Consider the following 18,147-nt stretch of genomic DNA (forward strand, 5'->3'; position numbering starts at 1 on the left):
CGCGTGAAGGGCATGATCCGCTCACGCCGGGCCGGCTTCGCTACAGCAGCCCGTCCCACATCTGCTCCAGCAGCACCGACCACCAGCTCTCCGGCGAACCGAGCGCCGCCGGGTCCAGGGCGGCCAGCTGCGCCTGGAAGTCGACGGTCCAGCGGCCCGCCTGCTCCTGGTTCAGCCCGTACCGCAGGCGCCACATCCGGCCCAGCAGCGCCAGGCAGCGCGCGAACTCCGGCAGCCCGGTGTTCACGAACTGCGGCGGCACCGGAGCCCCGCCCGGCCCCGCCTCCACCGGCACGGCCACGATGTTCGCCGTGCCGTACTGCACACAGATCGCCTTGCCGAAGTCGGTGCCCATGACGAGGTACGAGCCCGCGTCCGGGGCCGGCTGCACCCCGCGCTCGGCCGCCAGCTCCGCCAGCGTCGGCACCGGGCGGCCCGGCTGGGCCTGCGCCCAGAAGAACGGGCCCATGTCCACCGGCAGCCCGGCCACGACCAGCGTGTGCGCCACGATCGGCGGCACACCCTGCCGCGACACCGCCTGCTGCTCGAACCGGAAGACCCCCGGCCCGAACGCCGCCGCCAGCTCCTGCGCGATGCCCTCCGGCGGAACGGCCGGCGCGGCCTGCACCGGCGGCAACGGCGCCCGCACCGGCACGGGCCGCGCCGGACCGTCCGCCACCTGGTGCAACTCGCCCTGGTGCGCCAGCAACTGCTGCATGCCCTGCTGCCGGCTCGCCTGGTCCGTGCCGTACGGCGCGATGCTCGTGATCCGCGCCTGCGGCCACTGCTCCCGGATCATCCGCGCACAGTAGGCACCCGGCAGCTCGCACGACTCCAGCTCCGTGTGCAGCTCCAGCACCTGGTCCGGCGGCACGTTCATCGCCCGCAGCTCGTGGAAGATCTGCCACTCCGGGTGCGGCGTACCCGGCGCCGAACGCCGGATCAGCTGCTGCTCCGAACCGTCCTGCGCGCGATAGCGCAGCACGGCCTGATAGCCGGGACCCACCGTCGGCTGCCCCTGCTGCGGATACCCGTACGCCGGCGGCTGCCCGGGCGCGCCCGGCGGCGGCATCGCACCCGGAGGCATCGGCTGCGGGGCACCCGGCACGCCCGGCGGCATGCCGAGTGCGCCGGGGGCGGGCGGCGGCGGGGGCGCGCCCGGACCGGTCACCGGGGGCGCGGCCAGCACCGTCTCCGCGTGGTGCACGCCCTCGCGCCCCCCACCCGGCACGCCGGGCACGCCGGGACCGGCAGCGCCGCTCGGCGGCAACGGGGCACCAGGAGCCGCGGGGGCGCCCGGAGGCTGCGGCGCGCCAGGCACGGGAGGCGTACCCGGGGCGCCCGGAGCACCCTGCGCGCCCGGAGGCTGCGGCACGCCTCCGCCCAGCTGACCGGGGTCGGCCAGCACCGTGGCCGCGTGGTGCACGTTGCCCGGAGGCGCGGCCGGCGGATTGGGGGCACCCGGAGCATTCGGCGCCCCCGGCGCCTGCGCCCCGCCTGCACCACCCGGACCCTCGGGCCCCTCCGGACCGAGCGCCGACACCAGCTGTGTCGGCACATACCCACCGGCAGGCGCACCCGGCGCGGGAGGCGGCGTCGCCGCGCCCCCCGGACGCGCGCCCGGCGTACCGGGGGCACCCGGCGGCGGAGGCGGCACACCCACCCCACCGCGCGCCTTCTTCGGCGGCGGCGCGGCCTTGCTCGTCGCGGCATCCGCGATGTCCCCGGCATTCGGCGCGAGCCGCCGCGCCGGGGCACCCGTGCCGGCCGGAGGCTGCGGCACACCCGGCGCGGGCGCCTGCGGATAGCCGTAACCCGGAGCACCCTGCGGAGCGCCGGGACCCTGCGGATAGCCGTAGGTCGGCGCACCCGGGGGCGGCGGGGGCGTACTGCCCTGCGGAACGCCCGGCGCACCGGGAACCGGCGGGTACGCGGGCACGCCCGGCGGCGGCGTCCCGGGTGCCGCCGGCTGCTGCGGGTAGCCGTACGGCGGCGTACCGGGCGGCGGGGGCGTACTGCCCTGCGGAACGCCCGGCACCCCAGGAGCGGCGGGCGCCCCGGGCACACCGGGCGCGCCCGGCGGGAAGCCCTGCACACTCGGCGTGTCCGACGTATCGAGCGCCGGCGCGACCGCTGTCGGCGGCAGCTGACTGCCCCCCGACATCAACGCCGTCTTCGCATCCGGCACGCTCACCGGCGGCTGCGGACCCTCGTCCTCGGCATCGCTCAACGGCGGCGCGAACACCGTCGCGGGCAACGGCACCGAACGGTCGTCCTCACCGGAGTCCGCGTTCGTGTCCGTACCGGCCCAGGGCGTGGCCCCCACCGGCACATCAGCCGAAGGCGCACCCGCAGGAGCAGCCGCCCCGGACGCGTCCGCCGGCACCCCGGCCTGCGTCTGCGCCGGCCCCGCCCCACCGGACGAAACCCCAGCACCGCCACCGGCACCACCGCCCGCACCACCACCGGACGCCCCGGCACCGGCACCGTCCTCGCGCCCCGGCCGCCGGTCCCCGATGCCCAGCTTGTCCGCCGCCTCCTGCAACCACTCCGGAGGAGTCAGCAGGAACGACGTCTGATTCAGATCCATCCGCACGGCAGCCGGCGCCGGAACCGCATCCTGCGGCCCCTCCGCACGGCCGTACTCCTCCTCGTACCGGCGGATCACCTCACCCACCGGCAGCCCCGGCCACAGCGTCGCCTCCCCGCTGTCCCGCGCAATCACCAGCCGCTGCGCACCCGCATCCGAACGCGGACCCTCCGCCCGGTCCTCGCCCCACACCACGAAACCCAGCTCGAACTCCCGCACCCGCACCTCACGATGCTGGTACGCGGGCACATCACCGTTGATCCACTCCTCGGCGCGCTCCTGCGCCTGCGCGTAGGTCACCATCGCCTGAAGCTCACTCCCCCACCGGACCGGAAGACGCCGCACCGGAAGAACCGGAAAGACCGGAAGACACCGGAACGACACGCGCGAAGCCGCCGTCCACCATCAGATTCGCCACCGTCTCCAACTCCGGCGGACTCCCCGCCAGCCGCGACAGAAAGACGTCGAAATCGTCACCGCACGGCAGCAGCAGACGCTCCACCCGCTCCGCCGGCGACCACGACGGATCCACATCACGCACATCGTCGTACGCGCAGAACCACACCGAACCCGGCCGCTCGCCCTTCACCTTCACCGCGAGCAACCCGCCCTGCACGAACGCCACCCCGAGGTAATCCTTCGTCAGATGGTCGCGCAGACACTTGTTCACATACACCAGGTCATTGACCGCCGCCTCCTCACGCACCGTGAAGAACGGCTGGTCCACCAGCAGACCCAACTCCGCGGCCAGCGCCGTACCCACCGGCGCACACCCACCCGCCGCCTTCAGGAACGAGCGATACGCACCCGGAAGCCGGTACCCGAGATCCTCCTCGACACCCTGAACCTGCGCCTCCGACACCGCCACACCCGACTTCGGCAGCCCGAAATGCGCCGGCCGCGTCTCCTGCAACGGCCGCGTCCCCCGCTTGCCATGGTCCACCGCCGCCGTCGCCACCCCACCGTGATGCCGCAGCAACGCCTTCACCTCGACCGGAATCAGCTCCAACCGCCGCGTCCCGGCCACGTGATGCCACGTCCAGCCGTGCGGCGTCGCCACATCCGGCACCGTGTCCCACAACTCATGCCGCTCCGCCGCCAACGCCGCATTCGCCGACACATAGTCCGTCAGCCGCAACTCGTCGACACCGAAACCCTCCGGCGGCTCGGCGATCTCCACCGCCACACGCGCGTACGGAGAGAAATCCGGATAACCACGCTCATCGACCCATACCCCTCTCGGGTGACGCGCCGCACGGACCGGATCCGGAAAGTGCACGACCTGCCCGGCATAGGCCGCGTTCGGCGGCGCGGCTTGCTGCCCGAGCCGACCTGTCGTCATGGCGGTAGCCCCCTGCGGCGTTCTCTCTGGCCTCAAATCGGCGGTGTCGATCGCGGATGCCGACAGCCTATGCGGTACGCGAACCCCGGTCACCGGCCCACCACCCCCCGAGGAGACCACCCCTCCGCTCACCCCGGACACCACCCCCCACCTCCGTGACCAGCCGTCACCCCACCGTCACGACCAGCCCCGACACGGGCGTGTCGCACCGCCCCAGCTTCCGCACCCGCCACGGCATTTGGCACCCTGTGTCCTTCGGGGGACGCCGGGGACCACCCGGGGAGGGAAAAAACGATCATGAACACCTTGCGAACCGAAGGTACCGACGTGCGGTCCGGCGACCCACGCATCGGATGGAGCGGCACCGACACACCCCCCGCCCCCACCCTCCGCCACCGCCGCGACGGCATCCTGCCCACCGTCGCCGCCGCCCTCTCCGTCCGCGGCGCCACCCTCACCGGCACCGCCGCCCGCAGCGACCAACCACCCGCCCTGCACCCCCTCGTCCAGGACTTCCTCGACACCCTCACCAGCGGCGAACGCGACCGCTTCACCGGCCGCTGCGCCGAAACCATCCTCATCTCCCGGCACCTCACCGCCGCCGACGCCGCACGCAGCAAACGCGCCGCCCGCAAACCCATGACCAACAGCGAAGCCCGCAAAGCCCTCAAACACGCCAAACTCACCGCCCGCCGCATACGCGAGGACGGCGACCCCCTCCACGGCAGCTTCGCCACCCCCTGCCGCGCCTGCACCGCCCTCAGCGCCCACTTCGGCGTCCGCATCGTCGACCCCACCACAACCGACGACTGACAACCCCCGCCAACACCGACAACACCAGCGACTCGACGAGAACGAAGGGCAGATGCACCCCGACCGCACCTCCACCACGCGCTTCCCCGTACTCGTCGACGCCGCCCTGCGCGCCGCCGGCTGGCAACCCGGACGCTGGGACATAAAGCAGGCAGAAATCTGGGCCGACGCCCTACGCGAACACACCTCACCCGCCGGACACCGGCACACCGTCTTCCCCGCCGCCGTCGAAGCCTGGGCCGAATTCGGCGGCCTCACCATCACCCCCAACAGCCCCGGCCGCCAGATCGCCCCCGCCACCCTCCACCTCGACCCCCTCCACGGCCTCCACCACGCCCGCACCCTCGGCGACCTCGGCCGCGCCCTCGGCACCGAACTCTGCCCCCTCGGCGAAGAAACCGACACCGCCGCCGTCCTCGCCATCGACACCGAAGGCCGCGTCTACACCCTCGACCACACCGGCGACTGGTACGCAGGCCCCGACATCGACCACGCCCTCACCACCCTCGTCACCGGCCTCGAACCCGTACGCCTCACCGCCGGCTGACCCCCGCAGAGCACACGCGCCTACGCCGCCGGAATCACCGCCGACACCCGGAAACCCCCCGCATCCGTCGGCCCCGACACAAACACACCACCCAGCGCCACGACCCGCTCCCGCATCCCCACCAGGCCGTTCCCACCCGACGGCAACCCCGCCGCCAACCCCGACCCCGGCTCCGGCGGCGGCTCGTTCTCCACCTGCATCGCGATCTCCGACACCCGATGCGCCAACCGCACATGCGTCTTCGCACCCGCCGCATGCTTGTGGACGTTCGTCAACGCCTCCTGCACCACCCGGTACGCCGTCTGCTCGATCTCCGCCGCATACGACCGCACCTCCCCCTCCACCGACAACACCACGACCATCCCCGCAGCCGCCGACTGCCCGACCAACTCCTCCAGCTCCGACAGACACGGCCCCTCCACCCCACCGTCCCCCTCGGCCACCCGGGAAGCCGCAGCCGCAGCCGCCACCCCCACCGCCGCCAACGGCACCCCCGGAACCCGCCGCACCGGATCCTCCCCCGCCCGCAGCACCCCCAGCATCTCCCGCAACTCGGTCAACGCCTGCCGGCCCATGTCCCCCACCAGCGCCGCATTCCGCACCGCCTTCTCCGGATCCTTCCGCGCAACCGCCTGAAGCGCCGCAGCATGCACCACCATCAGACTCACCCGATGCGCGACCACGTCATGCATCTCCCGCGCAATCCGCGTCCGCTCCTCGTTACGCGCCCACTCGGCCCGCTCCTCCGCCCGCTCGGCCAGCAACTGAAGCTCCCGCTCCAGACTGTCCGCCCGCTCCCTCAGGCTCTCCATCAACCGCCGCCGCGCCCCCACATACAGACCCAGCAGCACCGGCGGAGCCGTCAGCCCCAACGCCGTCGTCACCGCCGCGAACGGCACGAACCAGTCACCCAGCGTCAGATCGCCCCGCGCCATGTCCTGCCGCACCCGCACGAACGTCACCACCGCCGTCCCCACCAGCGACATCCCCGCCAGCGCCCCGATGATCCGGCGCGGCAGCTCACACGCGGCGAGCGTGTACAGGCCGACGATCCCCAGCAGGAACCCCATCTGCGCCGGCGTGATCGCGATGGCGACCAGCACGACGGCGATCGGCCACTTCCGCCGTACCAGCAACACGGAGCCGGCGATCACCCCGAAAACGATCCCCACCGCCATCGGAATGCCGGCATCCCGGGCGAAGGGAACACCCTCCGCTCCGCACTCAACGGCGGACACCAGCGCGAGACTCCCGTCGAGCACGGCACTGCGCCACCTGGCCCACCACCACGGCCCGGTCAGGGCCGTGGCCTGCTCTTCCCCCGTCGTGGTCATGCCCCCAGCCTACGGGCGTCCGCTGCGGCTTTTCCGGTGACTTTCACCGACCTCCACACACCACACTCCGTAACCGAACGACCTCGAAACCCACCAGAATCACTCGAACTGGTGAACCCTTCGCGTTCGACTCCGGAACGGATCATTCCGGCCGGACGGTATGCCCATGGCACATTCACCTGGCAGGTACGCCGACTTCGAAGGGTTGCGGGAGCGGGCGGTGGCCCTGCGGCGGGCAGGGCTCAGCCGACGACAGATCCGCGACCGGCTGCACGTCGACAACAACGACATCCTCAACCGCCTCCTGGAGGGCGAGCCGCCACCGGAATGGACGAAGCGCCCGAACGCGAAGGACGACCTGCGGCAGAGGGCGCGGGAGCTACGGCTCCAGGGGTGGACCTACGACCAGATCCAGGTGGAGCTGGGGTGCTCCAAGAGTTCGATCTCACTGTGGGTGCGGGATCTACCGAGGCCGGAGCGCAAGCGGAGCCCGGAGGAGGCGGCAGCCATCGCAAGGCGGGGCTGGGAAGCGAAGCTGCGGATCCGCGACGAGGAGCGCCAACGGACCAAGGATGCGGCCAAGCAGGCGATCGGGTGGCTCTCCGTCCGCGAACTGTTCTTGGCGGGCGTGAGCCTCTACTGGGCCGAAGGAAGCAAGGACAAGCCGTACGACCGCCGCGAAAACGTCACCTTCGTGAACAGCGACCCGGGGGTCATCGAGGTCTTCCTCGCCTGGCTCGACTTGCTGGGAGTGGAGCGCGAGCGACTGCGTTACACCGTGATGATCCACGAGAACGCAGACGTGGCGGGGGCCGAACGGTACTGGGCAAACCTCGTCGGCGCCGACCGCTCCGCCTTCAACAAGACAACCCTCAAGAAGCACAACCCCAAGACGGTCCGCAAGAACACCGGTGACAACTACCGCGGGTGCCTCGTGATCAAAGTCCTGAAAGGTGCCGACTTGTACCGTCGCATCGAAGGCTCTTGGTACGGCATAGTGGAGGCCGTACGCGAAGCCGATCAACAAAATCGGACATAGCGCGCAATCAATCCCGGATCGTCTAAGGGTAGGACAAACGGTTTTGGTCCGTTGAATGAGGGTTCGAATCCTTCTCCGGGAGCGCACAGCACACAAAACCCAGGTTCGGGTCCTGACCGGCGAAAGCCTCGTCAGGGCCCGCTCTCACCTCCCCCAAGAAACACCCCGGTATCCTGCGGCTGTCACCCCCACTCACCCACAGCCGAAGGGCAACCCCGTGAGCGCCATCCGCCCGGCAGCCGTAGTCGTTCTCGCAGCGGGTGAGGGCACCCGTATGAAGTCGGCCACACCGAAGGTCCTGCACGAGATCTGTGGCCGTTCCCTCGTGGGCCATGTGCTGGCCGCCGCCCGAGAGTTGGATCCGGAGAACCTGGTCGTGGTCGTGGGCCACGCCCGTGAGCAGGTCGCCGCCCACCTCGCCGAGATCGACCCGGGCACCAGGACCGCCGTACAGGCGGAGCAGAACGGGACCGGGCACGCCGTGCGGATGGGCCTGGAGGAGCTGGGCGGGGCCGTCGACGGGACCGTGGTGGTCGTCTGCGGGGACACGCCGCTCCTCACCGCCGACACGCTCAAGCAGCTCGCCGGGACCCACGCCGCCGACGGCAACGCCGTGACCGTGCTGACGGCCGAGGTTCCGGACGCCACCGGGTACGGCCGGATCATCCGCGACGAGGCGACGGGTGCCGTGACCGCGATCGTGGAGCACAAGGACGCGACCGACGCCCAGCGGTCGATCCGGGAGATCAACAGCGGGGTGTTCGCGTTCGACGGGCAGTTGCTGGCGGACGCGCTGAAGAAGGTGCGGACGGACAACAGTCAGGGTGAGGAGTACCTGACGGACGTCCTGGGCATCCTGCGCGAGGCCGGGCATCGGGTCGGGGCCTCCGTGGCCGGGGATCACCGGGAGATCGCGGGGATCAACAACCGGGTGCAGCTGGCCGAGGCGCGCCGGATTCTCAACGAGCGGCTGCTGACCGCGGCGATGCTGGACGGGGTCACCGTTGTAGACCCTGCCTCCACCTGGGTGGACGTGACCGTCTCCTTCGAGCGGGACGCCCTCGTTCATCCCAACACGCTGCTCACCGGGTCGACGCACATCGGTGAAGGTGCCGAGGTCGGGCCCAACAGCCGGCTGAAGGACACCACGGTCGGTGCCGGGGCGCGGGTGGACAACACCGTGTCGGACGGGGCCGTGGTCGGGCCGGAGGCGTCCGTCGGGCCGTACGCGTATCTGCGGCCCGGGACCCGGCTCGGTACCAAGGGCAAGATCGGGACGTACGTCGAGACGAAGAACGCGTCGATCGGTGAGGGCACCAAGGTGCCGCATCTGTCCTATGTGGGTGACGCGACGATCGGTGAGTACACGAACATCGGGGCGGCGAGTGTGTTCGTGAACTATGACGGAGAGCACAAGCACCACACGACCGTCGGGTCACACTGCAAGACGGGTTCGGACAACATGTTTGTGGCTCCTGTCACGGTCGGGGACGGTGCTTACACCGCCGCCGGGTCTGTGATCACGAAGGATGTGCCGCCCGGTTCGCTGGCCGTGGCCCGTGGTCAGCAGCGGAATATCGAGGGTTGGGTGGCTCGGAAGCGTCCGGGGAGCGCGGCGGCGAAGGCGGCCGAGGCGGCGTCCCGGAGGGGCGAGAGCGAGGACTGACCGGAAACGGGTACGTCAAACACGGCGTACCGTGATAAGTGCACATCCGCACACGTGCACCCGCACCCCTACCAGCTGGTTCGGCCTCTCATGCCCAGGCGGGAGGCCGGCGTAGCGGCCGGCTGGCTGAGACAACCTCTGAGGAGACTGTGCTGTGACCGGGATCAAGACGACCGGCGAGAAGAAGTTGATGTTCTTCTCCGGCCGCGCCCACCCCGAGCTTGCCGAGGAGGTCGCCCACGAGCTGGGTGTCGGGGTTGTCCCGACGAAGGCCTTCGACTTCGCGAACGGTGAGATCTACGTTCGTTATCAGGAGTCGGCGCGTGGTGCGGACTGCTTTGTGATCCAGAGCCACACGGCTCCGATCAATCAGTGGATCATGGAGCAGTTGATCATGATCGATGCGCTGAAGCGTGCGTCGGCTCGCTCCATCACGGTGATTGTGCCGTTCTACGGTTACGCGCGGCAGGACAAGAAGCACCGGGGTCGTGAACCTATTTCGGCGCGTCTGATCGCTGATCTGATGAAGACGGCGGGGGCGGACCGGATTCTGACGGTGGATCTGCACACGGATCAGATCCAGGGTTTCTTCGACGGTCCGGTGGATCATCTGTTCGCGCTGCCGCTGCTTGCCGACTATGTGGGCGAGAAGGTGGACCGGGACAAGTTGACGGTCGTGTCGCCGGACGCGGGGCGGGTGCGGGTGGCGGACCGCTGGTGTGACCGGCTGGGTGCGCCGCTGGCGATCGTGCACAAGCGGCGGGACAAGGATGTGGCGAACCAGGTGACCGTCCACGAGGTCGTGGGTGAGGTCAAGGGCCGCGTGTGTGTGCTTGTCGACGACATGATCGACACCGGTGGGACGATCTGTGCGGCCGCCGATGCGCTGTTCGCGCATGGTGCGGAGGACGTCATCGTGACCGCGACGCACGGTGTGCTGTCCGGTCCGGCTGCGGACCGGTTGAAGAACTCCCGGGTGAGTGAGTTCGTGTTCACGAACACGCTGCCTACGCCGGCGGAGCTGGGCCGGGATCTGGACAAGATCAAGGTGCTGTCGATCGCTCCGACGATCGCGAGTGCGGTGCGTGAGGTGTTCGAGGACGGTTCGGTGACGAGCCTGTTCGACGAGCAGTGAGGTTTCTGCGGCCTCACTGCGTGAGGTAGCCGAAGATCCTTTTGGGTGCGGCCTCCTGGTCCGAGTAGACTGCTGCAGTTGCTCGGCGAGGGAGGCCGTTCTCCGTTTCTGACGGGGTACGGCGGTCCGTTATCGACGCGCTCTTCGTAGCAGGCCGTTCGTGGCCGGGTGACCACGTCCGTTCCGAGTTCCTACGAGGAGTGATCATCATGTCCGAGGTGAAGCTCACCGCCGAGACCCGTACCGAGTTCGGCAAGGGTGCCGCGCGCCGCATCCGCCGTGACAACAAGGTTCCGGGTGTGCTGTACGGCCACGGTTCCGAGCCGCTGCACCTGACCTTCCCGGGTCACGACCTGCTGCTGGCGCTGCGTACGCCGAACGTCCTGATCGCCCTGGACATCGACGGCAAGACCAACGAGCTGGCGATCCCGAAGGCCGTGCAGCGTGACCCGCTGAAGGGCTTCCTGGAGCACGTCGACCTGCTGCTGGTGAAGCGTGGCGAGAAGGTCACGGTCGAGATCCCGGTGCACACCGAGGGCGAGCTGGCCCCGGGTGGCAACCTGCTGGAGCACGTCCTGAACACGCTGCCGGTCGAGGCCGAGGCCACGCACATCCCCGAGGCGGTCACGGTCTCCGTCGAGGGTCTGGCGGCCGGTGACTCCGTGCAGGCCAAGGACATCACGCTGCCGAGCGGTGTGACCCTGGCCGTCGAGGAGGACGCGGTCGTTCTGCAGGTGCTGCAGGCCCAGATCGAGGAGGTCGAGGGCGAGGCCGCCGAGGCGGGCGAGGAGCAGGCCGAGGCCTGATCAGCCGGCGTCAGCCTCTGACGTCGTCGTCATCCGTTCAGCCGCCGCTGTCCCTCGCGGGGAGCGGCGGCTGGCGCGTATCAAGGAGAGATGGACGTGACCACCCCCGCCAATGCGCCCTGGCTGATCGTCGGGCTCGGGAATCCCGGGCCGGAGTACGCCATGAACCGGCACAACGTCGGTTTCATGGTGGCGGACCTGCTCGCGGAGCGGATCGGGGGGAAGTTCAAGCGGGCGGGCAAGGCGCAGGCGCAGGTGCTGGAGGGGCGGATCGGTCCGGCGGGGCCGGCGAACCGGCGGGTGATCCTGGCGAAGCCGATGTCGTACATGAATCTGTCCGGTGGTCCGGTGAATGCGCTGAAGGACTTCTACAAGGTGCCGGTGGCGAACATCGTGGCCGTGCATGACGAGCTGGACATCGACTACGGCACGCTGCGGCTGAAGCTGGGCGGTGGTGACAACGGGCACAACGGTCTGAAGTCGATGACGAAGGCGATGGGTTCGGACTATCACCGGGTGCGGTTCGGGATCGGCCGGCCTCCGGGTCGTATGCAGGTGGCGGACTTTGTGCTGAAGGACTTCTCGTCGGCGGAGCGCAAGGAGCTGGACTACTTCGTGGACCGTGCGGCGGATGCGGTGGAGTGTCTGGTGATCGAGGGGCTGGAGCGGGCGCAGAGCGCGTACAACTCCTGACATGTGCTTCTACGGCGGACAGTGAGGTTGACCGCTCGTACGGGTATGGCCAATGATCCCGGCCATGCCTGCCACTGCCAGCACTGCTCGCCAGGCCTCCGTGACCGCGTTGCGGTGGGGGCGCATCGCGGCGACGGGCGTGCTCGCCGCGTTGATTCTGTTCGCCGGGCTGTGGGGTTCCTGGGGGACCGCGCAGCACGTGATGCTGGCCAGGGGGCGGGAGCAGGGCACGGTGCGGGTGACCTCCTGTTCGGACGACATGTGCAGTGGTCCTTTCTCGCCGACGTCGGCGGGGGCGCGGGCACGCGCGCGTGTGGAGATCGCGGAGTCGGTCGCGGTGCGCAAGGGGCGGACGTACGACGTGGTGCTGAAGCCGGGTACGGCGGACGCGGTGCGTTCGGGTCCGGCGGGGATGCTGTATGCCTGGGTGCCGTTGGGTGGGGCGTTGCTGCTGGCCTCGGTGGTGGTCGCGGGCGGGTTGCGGCGGACGCGGGTGGCGTGGGTGCTGGCGGGGTGCGGGGTGGCTTTGCTGACGGGAGCTTTTCTGGCGGTGTCCGCGGGTTCGTGATTCCGTGCGCCGGTGGTGCCGGGCAGGTGTTGTGTCTTCGTGATTGACCGTGGGTCAGCGGGAGTTGGAAGCTGGGTCGCCCCCTCCACATCTTCCCCGTAGGCCACTCGAAGATGGACCAGTCCCATGCGTACCCTCATTCGTGCCGGCGCGGTGTCCGCCGGTCTGTCGGCGGCGCTGTTCCTCGCGCCCGCCGCGCACGCCGCTCCGCCCGGCGACAACGGCGATGTGAAGATCCACAAGTCCTCGACGGACGAGTACGACGAGCGCAATCAGCCGCATGTGTGCTCGTTCTACCTGGACGCCTTCCACTTCGACGGCGGCCAGCAGGTCGACTGGCGCATCGAGGTGTGGGCTCCGACCGGTGGGACGAAGGGCACGACGGTGAAGTCGGGTGCCCTGTCCCTGGACGCCGACGGCCATGGCCGGACGGCGGACATGACGCTGCCCGACGGGCACTACAAGCTGTTCTGGAACTTCGTGGGCGAGAAGGGCGCGGCCAAGCACAAGGTGTTCTGGACCGACTGCCAGGGCTCCGGTGGCGGTGGCGGTACGCCGTCGTCGAGTCCGTCGTCCGGTGCGACGTCGAGCGCGTCCCCCGCGCCGTCCTCGTCCGCGTCGCCGTCCTCGTCGGCCCCTGGTTCGTCGTCCTCGTCGTCTGCTGCTCCGGTTCCGTCGTCCTCGTCGTCCGCGCAGGGTGGCGGTCTCGCCGAGACGGGTAACGGCGTTCCGGTGGGTGTGCTGTCGGGTGCCGCTGCGCTGCTGGTGGGTGTGGGCGGCTGTCTGGTGGTGCGGCGCCGTAAGGCGCGTGGCTGACGGGAGCCGGACAGGGCGGTGCCCCCGGGGTCGTACGACCTCGGGGGCACTGTCTGTTTCGGCGGCGAGTCAGCCCGTGTTGCGCAGGCCTGCCGCCACGCCGTTGACGGTGAGGAGCAGGGCGCGGGAGAGCAGCGGGTCGGGCTCGGTGCCCGCCGCGGCCGCGTCGCGCTGGCGCTTGAGCAGGGTGACCTGGAGGTAGGAGATGGGGTCCAGGTAGGCGTCGCGGATGGCGAAGGTCTGCTTCAGGACGGGCTGGGCGTCCAGGAGTTCGCTCTCGCCGGTGACCCGCAGGACCTCGCGGACGGTCAGTTCGTGTTCGGCCTTGATGGTGTCGAAGACGTGCTTGAGCTCGTCGGGGACGAGGGTGTCTACGTAGTGCTGGGCGATGCGCAGGTCGGTCTTCGCGAGGGTCATCTCGACGTTGGAGATGAAGTTGCGGAAGAAGTGCCACTGCTGGTGCATCTCGTCGAGGACGGTGTCCAGGCCGGCCTCGCGCAGGGCCTTGAGGCCGGAGCCGACGCCGAACCAGCCGGGGACGATCTGCCGGGACTGGGTCCAGCCGAAGACCCACGGGATGGCGCGCAGGCCGTCGAGCGAGACGCCGGAGCCGGGGCGGCGGGAGGGCCGGGAGCCCAGGTGCAGGTCGGCGAGCTGGTCCACCGGTGTCGACGCGAGGAAGTACGTCGGCAGGTCCGGGTCCTCGACGAGGGCGCGGTAGGCCGCGTGCGCCGCGTCCGACACCACGTCCATGGCCGCGTCCCAGCGGGCGAGGGCCTCGTCGGACTGGCGGGGGGCGGTGTGCAGGGCGGAGGCCTGCAGGGTGGCCGCGACGGTGAGTTCCAGGTTCTCCCGGGCGAGGGAGGGGATGAGGTACTTGTCGGAGATGACCTCGCCCTGTTCGGTGACCTTGATCTCGCCTTCGAGGGTGCCCCAGGGCTGGGCGAGGATGGCGTCGTGGGAGGGGCCGCCGCCGCGGCCGACGGTGCCGCCGCGGCCGTGGAAGAGGCGCAGGCGTACGCCGTAGCGGTGGGCGACGTCGCGGAGGCGCCGCTGGGCGCGGTGGATCTCCCACTGGCTGGTGGTGATGCCGCCGAACTTGGAGGAGTCGGAGTAGCCGAGCATGACCTCCTGGACGTCGCCGCGCAGCGCGACCAGGCGCCGGTAGGACGGGTCGGAGAGCATGTCCTCCAGGATGGTGTCGGCGGCGCGCAGTTCGTCGGTGGTCTCCAGCAGGGGGACGATGCCGATCTTCGCCCAGCCGGCGTGGAGGTCCATCAGGCCGGCCTCGCGGGCGAGGACGGCGGCGGCGAAGACGTCGTCGGCGCCCTGGCACATGGAGATGATGTAGGACTCGACGACTTCGGGGCCGAAGACCTCCAGGGCCTTCTTGACGGTCTCGAAGACGCCGAGGGTCTTCTGCCCGGCCGCGTCGACGGGTGCCGGGGTGGGGGCGAGCGGGCGGCGGGAGCGCAGTTCCTTGGCGAGGAGCTTGGCGCGGTACTCGCGGGGCATGTCGGCGTACCGCCAGGACTCCTCGCCGAGGCGGTCGAAGAGCTGGCCGAGGGCGTGGTGGTGGGCGTCGGCGTGTTCGCGGACGTCCATGGTGGCGAGCTGGAGGCCGAAGGCGGCGAGGGTGCGGATGGTGCGGGCCAGGCGGCCGTCGGCGAGCAGGCCGCCGCGGTGCTCGCGCAGCGAGGCCTGGATGATCCTGAGGTCCTTCAGCAGTTCACTGGTGCCGAGGTAGTCGCGGCCCGCCTCGTGCGGGATGCCCTTGGCGAGGCGCTGCTTGGTGTTCTCCAGCTTCTGCCGGATGCAGGTGGCCTTGAGCCGGTAGGGCTCCTCGGCGTTGAGGCGCTTGTAGCGGGGGCTGATCTCGGGGAGCACCTCCAGGTCCTGGGTGAGGGAGTCCAGGAGCTCTTCGGTGGCGCCGGTGTAGCGGATGGAGTTGGAGAGCAGTCCGCGCAGTTCGTCGATCATCTCCAGGGCGTCGTTGATGCCGTGCTCGTGCTGGAGGATGAGGACGTCCCAGGTGACCTGGGGGGTGACGTTGGGGTTGCCGTCGCGGTCGCCGCCGATCCAGGTGCCGAAGGTGAGGGGGCGGGTGTCGTCGGGCAGCTTGACGCCGACGCGCTCCAGTTCGGCCGTGAGGTCCTCCAGGACGTCGCCGACGGCCTCGGCGTGCAGTTCGTCGAGGTAGTAGATGGCGTTGCGGGCCTCGTCGGCGGGCTCGGGGCGGACGACGCGCAGTTCGTCGGTCTGCCAGACGAGGTCGATGTTCTCGGCGAGGCGGACGTCGTGGCGGCGGCGGTCGGAGCCCTGGACGGGGGTCTCCAGGAGCGCGGCGATGCGCCGGAGCTTGTTCAGCACCGAGCGGCGCGCGGCCTCGGTGGGGTGTGCGGTGAACACCGGGCGAACGTTCAGGTTCTGGACGGTCTGCTTCAGGTGTGCGGGGTCGGCGTCCTTGAGCCGGTCGGCGGTGCGGGCGAGGAGGCCGCCCTCGGCGGCGCGCCGGGCGCGCAGTTCGCGGCCGCGGTGCACCTGTTCGGTGACGTTGGCGAGGTGGAAGTAGGTGGAGAAGGCGCGCACCAGCTTGGCGGCGGTCTCCAGTTCGGTGCCGCGCAGCAGCTCGGCGGCGGCCTCGCCGTCCTCGCGGGTGAGGCGGCGGACCTTCTCGACCAGGTCGAGGAGCTCGGGGCCTTCCTGCCGTACGAGGGTCTCGCCCAGGAGGTCACCCAGCCGGCGGATGTCGGCGCGCAGCTCGCTGCTGGTCGTGGTGGTCTGGTCGTCGGCACTGCTCACAGGTGCGGCTCCTTGCAGTGTGGAAGCTCTCTGGGAGGGAACCCGGCCGGCTGCCGCGCGGCGGGCGCCGCATACGGGCCGGAGCGTCCGGGAAGGAAACTTCAGCGGACCGCGCTGTCCGACCGAGTTCAAGGATAGGTGTCGATGGGGACGCGCAGGCTCCGGGGCTCTTGCCGCCGCTCGACACGCTGCCATACTTACGACGCCGTAGGTTACGGAACCGTAGGGAAGTGCCGTCGCCTCCCGTGTGGTTCCGGCGGCCCGGCATCTGCTTCGACCCTCGACCCCACAGGGGACGCGCATGACCTCAAGTTCCGATGTGATCGAAAAAGCCCGTAAGGCCGACGACAGTCCGATCCCGTCCGCCACGCTGGGTGGCGAGCAGAAGCGTTCGATCGAGCAGATCACGCTGCTTTTGTTCATCACCGTGCCGTTCCTGGCGCTCGTGGCGGCCGTGCCGCTGGCCTGGGGCTGGGGGGTGAGCTGGCTCGATCTGGGCCTGCTGGTGTTCTTCTACTTCCTGGGGTGTCACGGCATCACGATCGGTTTCCACCGGTATTTCACCCACGGTTCGTTCAAGGCCAGGCGGCCGCTGAGGATCGCGCTGGCGATCATGGGTTCGCTGGCGGTCGAGGGCCCCCTGGTGCGCTGGGTGGCCGATCACCGCAAGCACCACAAGTTCTCCGACGCGGAGGGCGACCCGCACTCTCCGTGGCGGTTCGGCGAGACGGTTCCGGCGCTGATGAAGGGCCTGTGGTGGGCTCACATCGGCTGGATGTTCGACGAGGAGCAGACTCCGCAGGAGAAGTACGCGCCGGATCTGATCAAGGACCCGGCGATCCGGGCGATCTCCCGCCAGTTCGTGTACTGGACGGGCGTCTCCCTGCTCCTGCCGCCGCTGGTCGGCGGTCTGGTGACGATGTCCTGGTGGGGCGCGTTCACCGCGTTCTTCTGGGGTTCACTCGTACGGGTGGCGTTGCTGCACCATGTGACGTGGTCGATCAACTCGATCTGTCATGCGGTGGGCAAGCGGCCGTTCAAGTCCCGGGACCGTTCGGGCAACGTGTGGTGGCTGGCGGTGCTGTCGTGCGGTGAGTCCTGGCACAACCTGCACCATGCCGACCCGACCTCGGCGCGGCACGGTGTGATGCGCGGCCAGATCGACTCCTCGGCCCGGTTCATCCGCATCTTCGAGCTGCTCGGCTGGGCGTACGACGTGCGCTGGCCGTCACGCTCGCGTATCGATTCGCGCCGGAACACCGACCAGGACGGCTCCCGGCGCCGGAGGGAGACCGCGAAGGCGGCATGATTGACGCCGTGGCGACCGACTCCAGCAGCACCTCCAGCAACGACAAACCGCGGCGGACCCGCCGGACCCGTATGACCGGTGCCGAGCGCCGCCAGCAGCTGCTGGAGATCGGTCGTACCCTCTTCGCCGCGAAGGGTTTCGAGGGCACCTCGGTGGAGGAGATCGCGGCGAAGGCCGGGGTGTCCAAGCCGGTGGTGTACGAGCACTTCGGCGGCAAGGAGGGCCTGTACGCGGTGGTGGTGGACCGCGAGATGCGCCGCCTGCTGGACATGGTGACGAGTTCCCTGACCGCCGGCCACCCGCGCGAGCTGTGCGAGCAGGCCGCGTTCGCTCTCCTGGACTACATCGAGGAGTACACGGACGGCTTCCGCATCCTGGTCCGTGACTCCCCCATCCCCCAGTCCACGGGCTCCTTCGCCTCCCTCATCTCGGACATCGCCACCCAGGTGGAGGACATCCTGGGCCGCGAGTTCAAGTCCCGCGGCTTCGACCCGAAGCTGGCCCCGCTGTACGCGCAGGCGCTGGTCGGCATGGTCGCGCTGACCGGCCAGTGGTGGCTGGACGTACGCCGCCCGAAGAAGGCGGAGGTCGCCGCGCATCTGGTGAACCTGGCGTGGCACGGGCTGGACGGGCTGGAGCAGAAGCCGCGGCTGATCGGGCACCGGAAGGCGTAGCCAGGGGCGGCGG

At 70.1% G+C, this 18,147-nt stretch carries 15 protein-coding genes and 1 tRNA gene; 12 read left to right on the forward strand and 4 right to left on the reverse strand.

Annotation, left to right across the window (positions count from 1 at the left end; all coding sequences use genetic code 11):
• Nucleotides 1–40 precede the first annotated feature (40 nt).
• Together ACZ418_RS12600 and ACZ418_RS12605 are read right to left on the reverse strand one after the other, a co-directional pair.
• A complete protein-coding gene (locus tag ACZ418_RS12600; RefSeq protein WP_468361231.1) occupies nt 41–2,893 on the reverse strand; it encodes an SUKH-4 family immunity protein in 2,853 nt (950 codons plus the stop codon).
• A gap of 10 nt (nt 2,894–2,903) precedes the next feature.
• Nucleotides 2,904–3,932 carry an SMI1/KNR4 family protein gene (locus tag ACZ418_RS12605; protein ID WP_468361234.1) on the reverse strand — a complete coding sequence of 343 codons (1,029 nt, stop codon included), beginning with the start codon at nt 3,930–3,932 and terminating at the stop codon, nt 2,904–2,906.
• Nucleotides 3,933–4,229: 297 nt separating this feature from the next.
• On the opposite strand from ACZ418_RS12605, the gene ACZ418_RS12610 reads away from it, so the two are divergent.
• Nucleotides 4,230–4,745 (forward strand): YwqJ-related putative deaminase, encoded by a 516-nt coding sequence (locus tag ACZ418_RS12610; protein ID WP_468361237.1) that lies wholly within the window; start codon nt 4,230–4,232, stop codon nt 4,743–4,745.
• Between the two features lie 52 nt (nt 4,746–4,797).
• Entirely contained in the window at nt 4,798–5,292 is a 495-nt protein-coding gene (locus ACZ418_RS12615; protein WP_468361240.1) for an SUKH-3 domain-containing protein, read from the forward strand.
• A 20-nt stretch (nt 5,293–5,312) separates the two neighbouring features.
• Here ACZ418_RS12615 and ACZ418_RS12620 read toward each other — a convergent pair whose 3' ends face one another.
• Nucleotides 5,313–6,626, reverse strand: a complete 1,314-nt coding sequence (locus ACZ418_RS12620; RefSeq protein ID WP_468361243.1) for a sensor histidine kinase — start codon at nt 6,624–6,626, stop codon at nt 5,313–5,315.
• Nucleotides 6,627–6,792: 166 nt separating this feature from the next.
• On the opposite strand from ACZ418_RS12620, the gene ACZ418_RS12625 reads away from it, so the two are divergent.
• From ACZ418_RS12625 to ACZ418_RS12660, 8 genes are all read left to right on the forward strand, one after another.
• The gene (locus tag ACZ418_RS12625) at nt 6,793–7,665 is read left to right on the forward strand and encodes a hypothetical protein (RefSeq protein WP_468362315.1); all 873 of its coding nucleotides are present in this window, start codon (nt 6,793–6,795) and stop codon (nt 7,663–7,665) included.
• Nucleotides 7,666–7,676: 11 nt separating this feature from the next.
• A tRNA-Gln gene (locus ACZ418_RS12630) sits at nt 7,677–7,747 on the forward strand.
• Nucleotides 7,748–7,882: 135 nt separating this feature from the next.
• Complete coding sequence (gene glmU / locus ACZ418_RS12635; protein ID WP_468361246.1) at nt 7,883–9,331, forward strand: bifunctional UDP-N-acetylglucosamine diphosphorylase/glucosamine-1-phosphate N-acetyltransferase GlmU; 1,449 nt, start codon at nt 7,883–7,885, stop codon at nt 9,329–9,331.
• A 154-nt stretch (nt 9,332–9,485) separates the two neighbouring features.
• The gene (locus ACZ418_RS12640; RefSeq protein WP_450674010.1) at nt 9,486–10,466 is read left to right on the forward strand and encodes a ribose-phosphate diphosphokinase; all 981 of its coding nucleotides are present in this window, start codon (nt 9,486–9,488) and stop codon (nt 10,464–10,466) included.
• Between the two features lie 209 nt (nt 10,467–10,675).
• Nucleotides 10,676–11,272 carry a 50S ribosomal protein L25/general stress protein Ctc gene (locus ACZ418_RS12645; protein ID WP_468361250.1) on the forward strand — a complete coding sequence of 199 codons (597 nt, stop codon included), beginning with the start codon at nt 10,676–10,678 and terminating at the stop codon, nt 11,270–11,272.
• Nucleotides 11,273–11,362: 90 nt separating this feature from the next.
• Nucleotides 11,363–11,965 (forward strand): aminoacyl-tRNA hydrolase, encoded by a 603-nt coding sequence (gene pth / locus ACZ418_RS12650; RefSeq protein ID WP_468361253.1) that lies wholly within the window; start codon nt 11,363–11,365, stop codon nt 11,963–11,965.
• A 52-nt stretch (nt 11,966–12,017) separates the two neighbouring features.
• On the forward strand, nt 12,018–12,533 hold the full coding sequence (locus ACZ418_RS12655) for a hypothetical protein (RefSeq protein WP_468361256.1): 516 nt from the start codon (nt 12,018–12,020) through the stop codon (nt 12,531–12,533).
• Between the two features lie 126 nt (nt 12,534–12,659).
• The gene (locus tag ACZ418_RS12660; RefSeq protein ID WP_468361259.1) at nt 12,660–13,349 is read left to right on the forward strand and encodes a hypothetical protein; all 690 of its coding nucleotides are present in this window, start codon (nt 12,660–12,662) and stop codon (nt 13,347–13,349) included.
• A 69-nt stretch (nt 13,350–13,418) separates the two neighbouring features.
• Here the strand turns inward: ACZ418_RS12660 and ppc are convergent, their stop codons facing one another.
• On the reverse strand, nt 13,419–16,151 hold the full coding sequence (gene ppc, locus ACZ418_RS12665) for a phosphoenolpyruvate carboxylase (RefSeq protein ID WP_468361262.1): 2,733 nt from the start codon (nt 16,149–16,151) through the stop codon (nt 13,419–13,421).
• 301 nt (nt 16,152–16,452) lie between these two features.
• Between ppc and ACZ418_RS12670 the strand changes: the two genes are divergently transcribed.
• Together ACZ418_RS12670 and ACZ418_RS12675 are read left to right on the forward strand one after the other, a co-directional pair.
• On the forward strand, nt 16,453–17,460 hold the full coding sequence (locus ACZ418_RS12670) for an acyl-CoA desaturase (RefSeq protein WP_468361265.1): 1,008 nt from the start codon (nt 16,453–16,455) through the stop codon (nt 17,458–17,460).
• Entirely contained in the window at nt 17,457–18,134 is a 678-nt protein-coding gene (locus ACZ418_RS12675; RefSeq protein WP_067049993.1) for a TetR/AcrR family transcriptional regulator, read from the forward strand. Before ACZ418_RS12670 ends, ACZ418_RS12675 begins: the two co-directional genes overlap by 4 nt.
• Nucleotides 18,135–18,147: the final 13 nt, after the last annotated feature.

Source organism: Streptomyces sp. NPDC030820, from assembly GCF_055572075.1.

Coding starts and splice junctions, on each gene's coding strand:
- ACZ418_RS12600 (WP_468361231.1), bottom strand. CDS start 2,893: ATGGTGACCTACGCGCAGGCGCAGGAGCGCGCCGAGGAGTGGATCAAC.
- ACZ418_RS12605 (WP_468361234.1), bottom strand. CDS start 3,932: ATGACGACAGGTCGGCTCGGGCAGCAAGCCGCGCCGCCGAACGCGGCC.
- ACZ418_RS12610 (WP_468361237.1), top strand. CDS start 4,230: ATGAACACCTTGCGAACCGAAGGTACCGACGTGCGGTCCGGCGACCCA.
- ACZ418_RS12615 (WP_468361240.1), top strand. CDS start 4,798: ATGCACCCCGACCGCACCTCCACCACGCGCTTCCCCGTACTCGTCGAC.
- ACZ418_RS12620 (WP_468361243.1), bottom strand. CDS start 6,626: ATGACCACGACGGGGGAAGAGCAGGCCACGGCCCTGACCGGGCCGTGG.
- ACZ418_RS12625 (WP_468362315.1), top strand. CDS start 6,793: ATGGCACATTCACCTGGCAGGTACGCCGACTTCGAAGGGTTGCGGGAG.
- ACZ418_RS12645 (WP_468361250.1), top strand. CDS start 10,676: ATGTCCGAGGTGAAGCTCACCGCCGAGACCCGTACCGAGTTCGGCAAG.
- pth (WP_468361253.1), top strand. CDS start 11,363: ATGGACGTGACCACCCCCGCCAATGCGCCCTGGCTGATCGTCGGGCTC.
- ACZ418_RS12655 (WP_468361256.1), top strand. CDS start 12,018: ATGATCCCGGCCATGCCTGCCACTGCCAGCACTGCTCGCCAGGCCTCC.
- ACZ418_RS12660 (WP_468361259.1), top strand. CDS start 12,660: ATGCGTACCCTCATTCGTGCCGGCGCGGTGTCCGCCGGTCTGTCGGCG.
- ACZ418_RS12670 (WP_468361265.1), top strand. CDS start 16,453: ATGACCTCAAGTTCCGATGTGATCGAAAAAGCCCGTAAGGCCGACGAC.
- ACZ418_RS12675 (WP_067049993.1), top strand. CDS start 17,457: ATGATTGACGCCGTGGCGACCGACTCCAGCAGCACCTCCAGCAACGAC.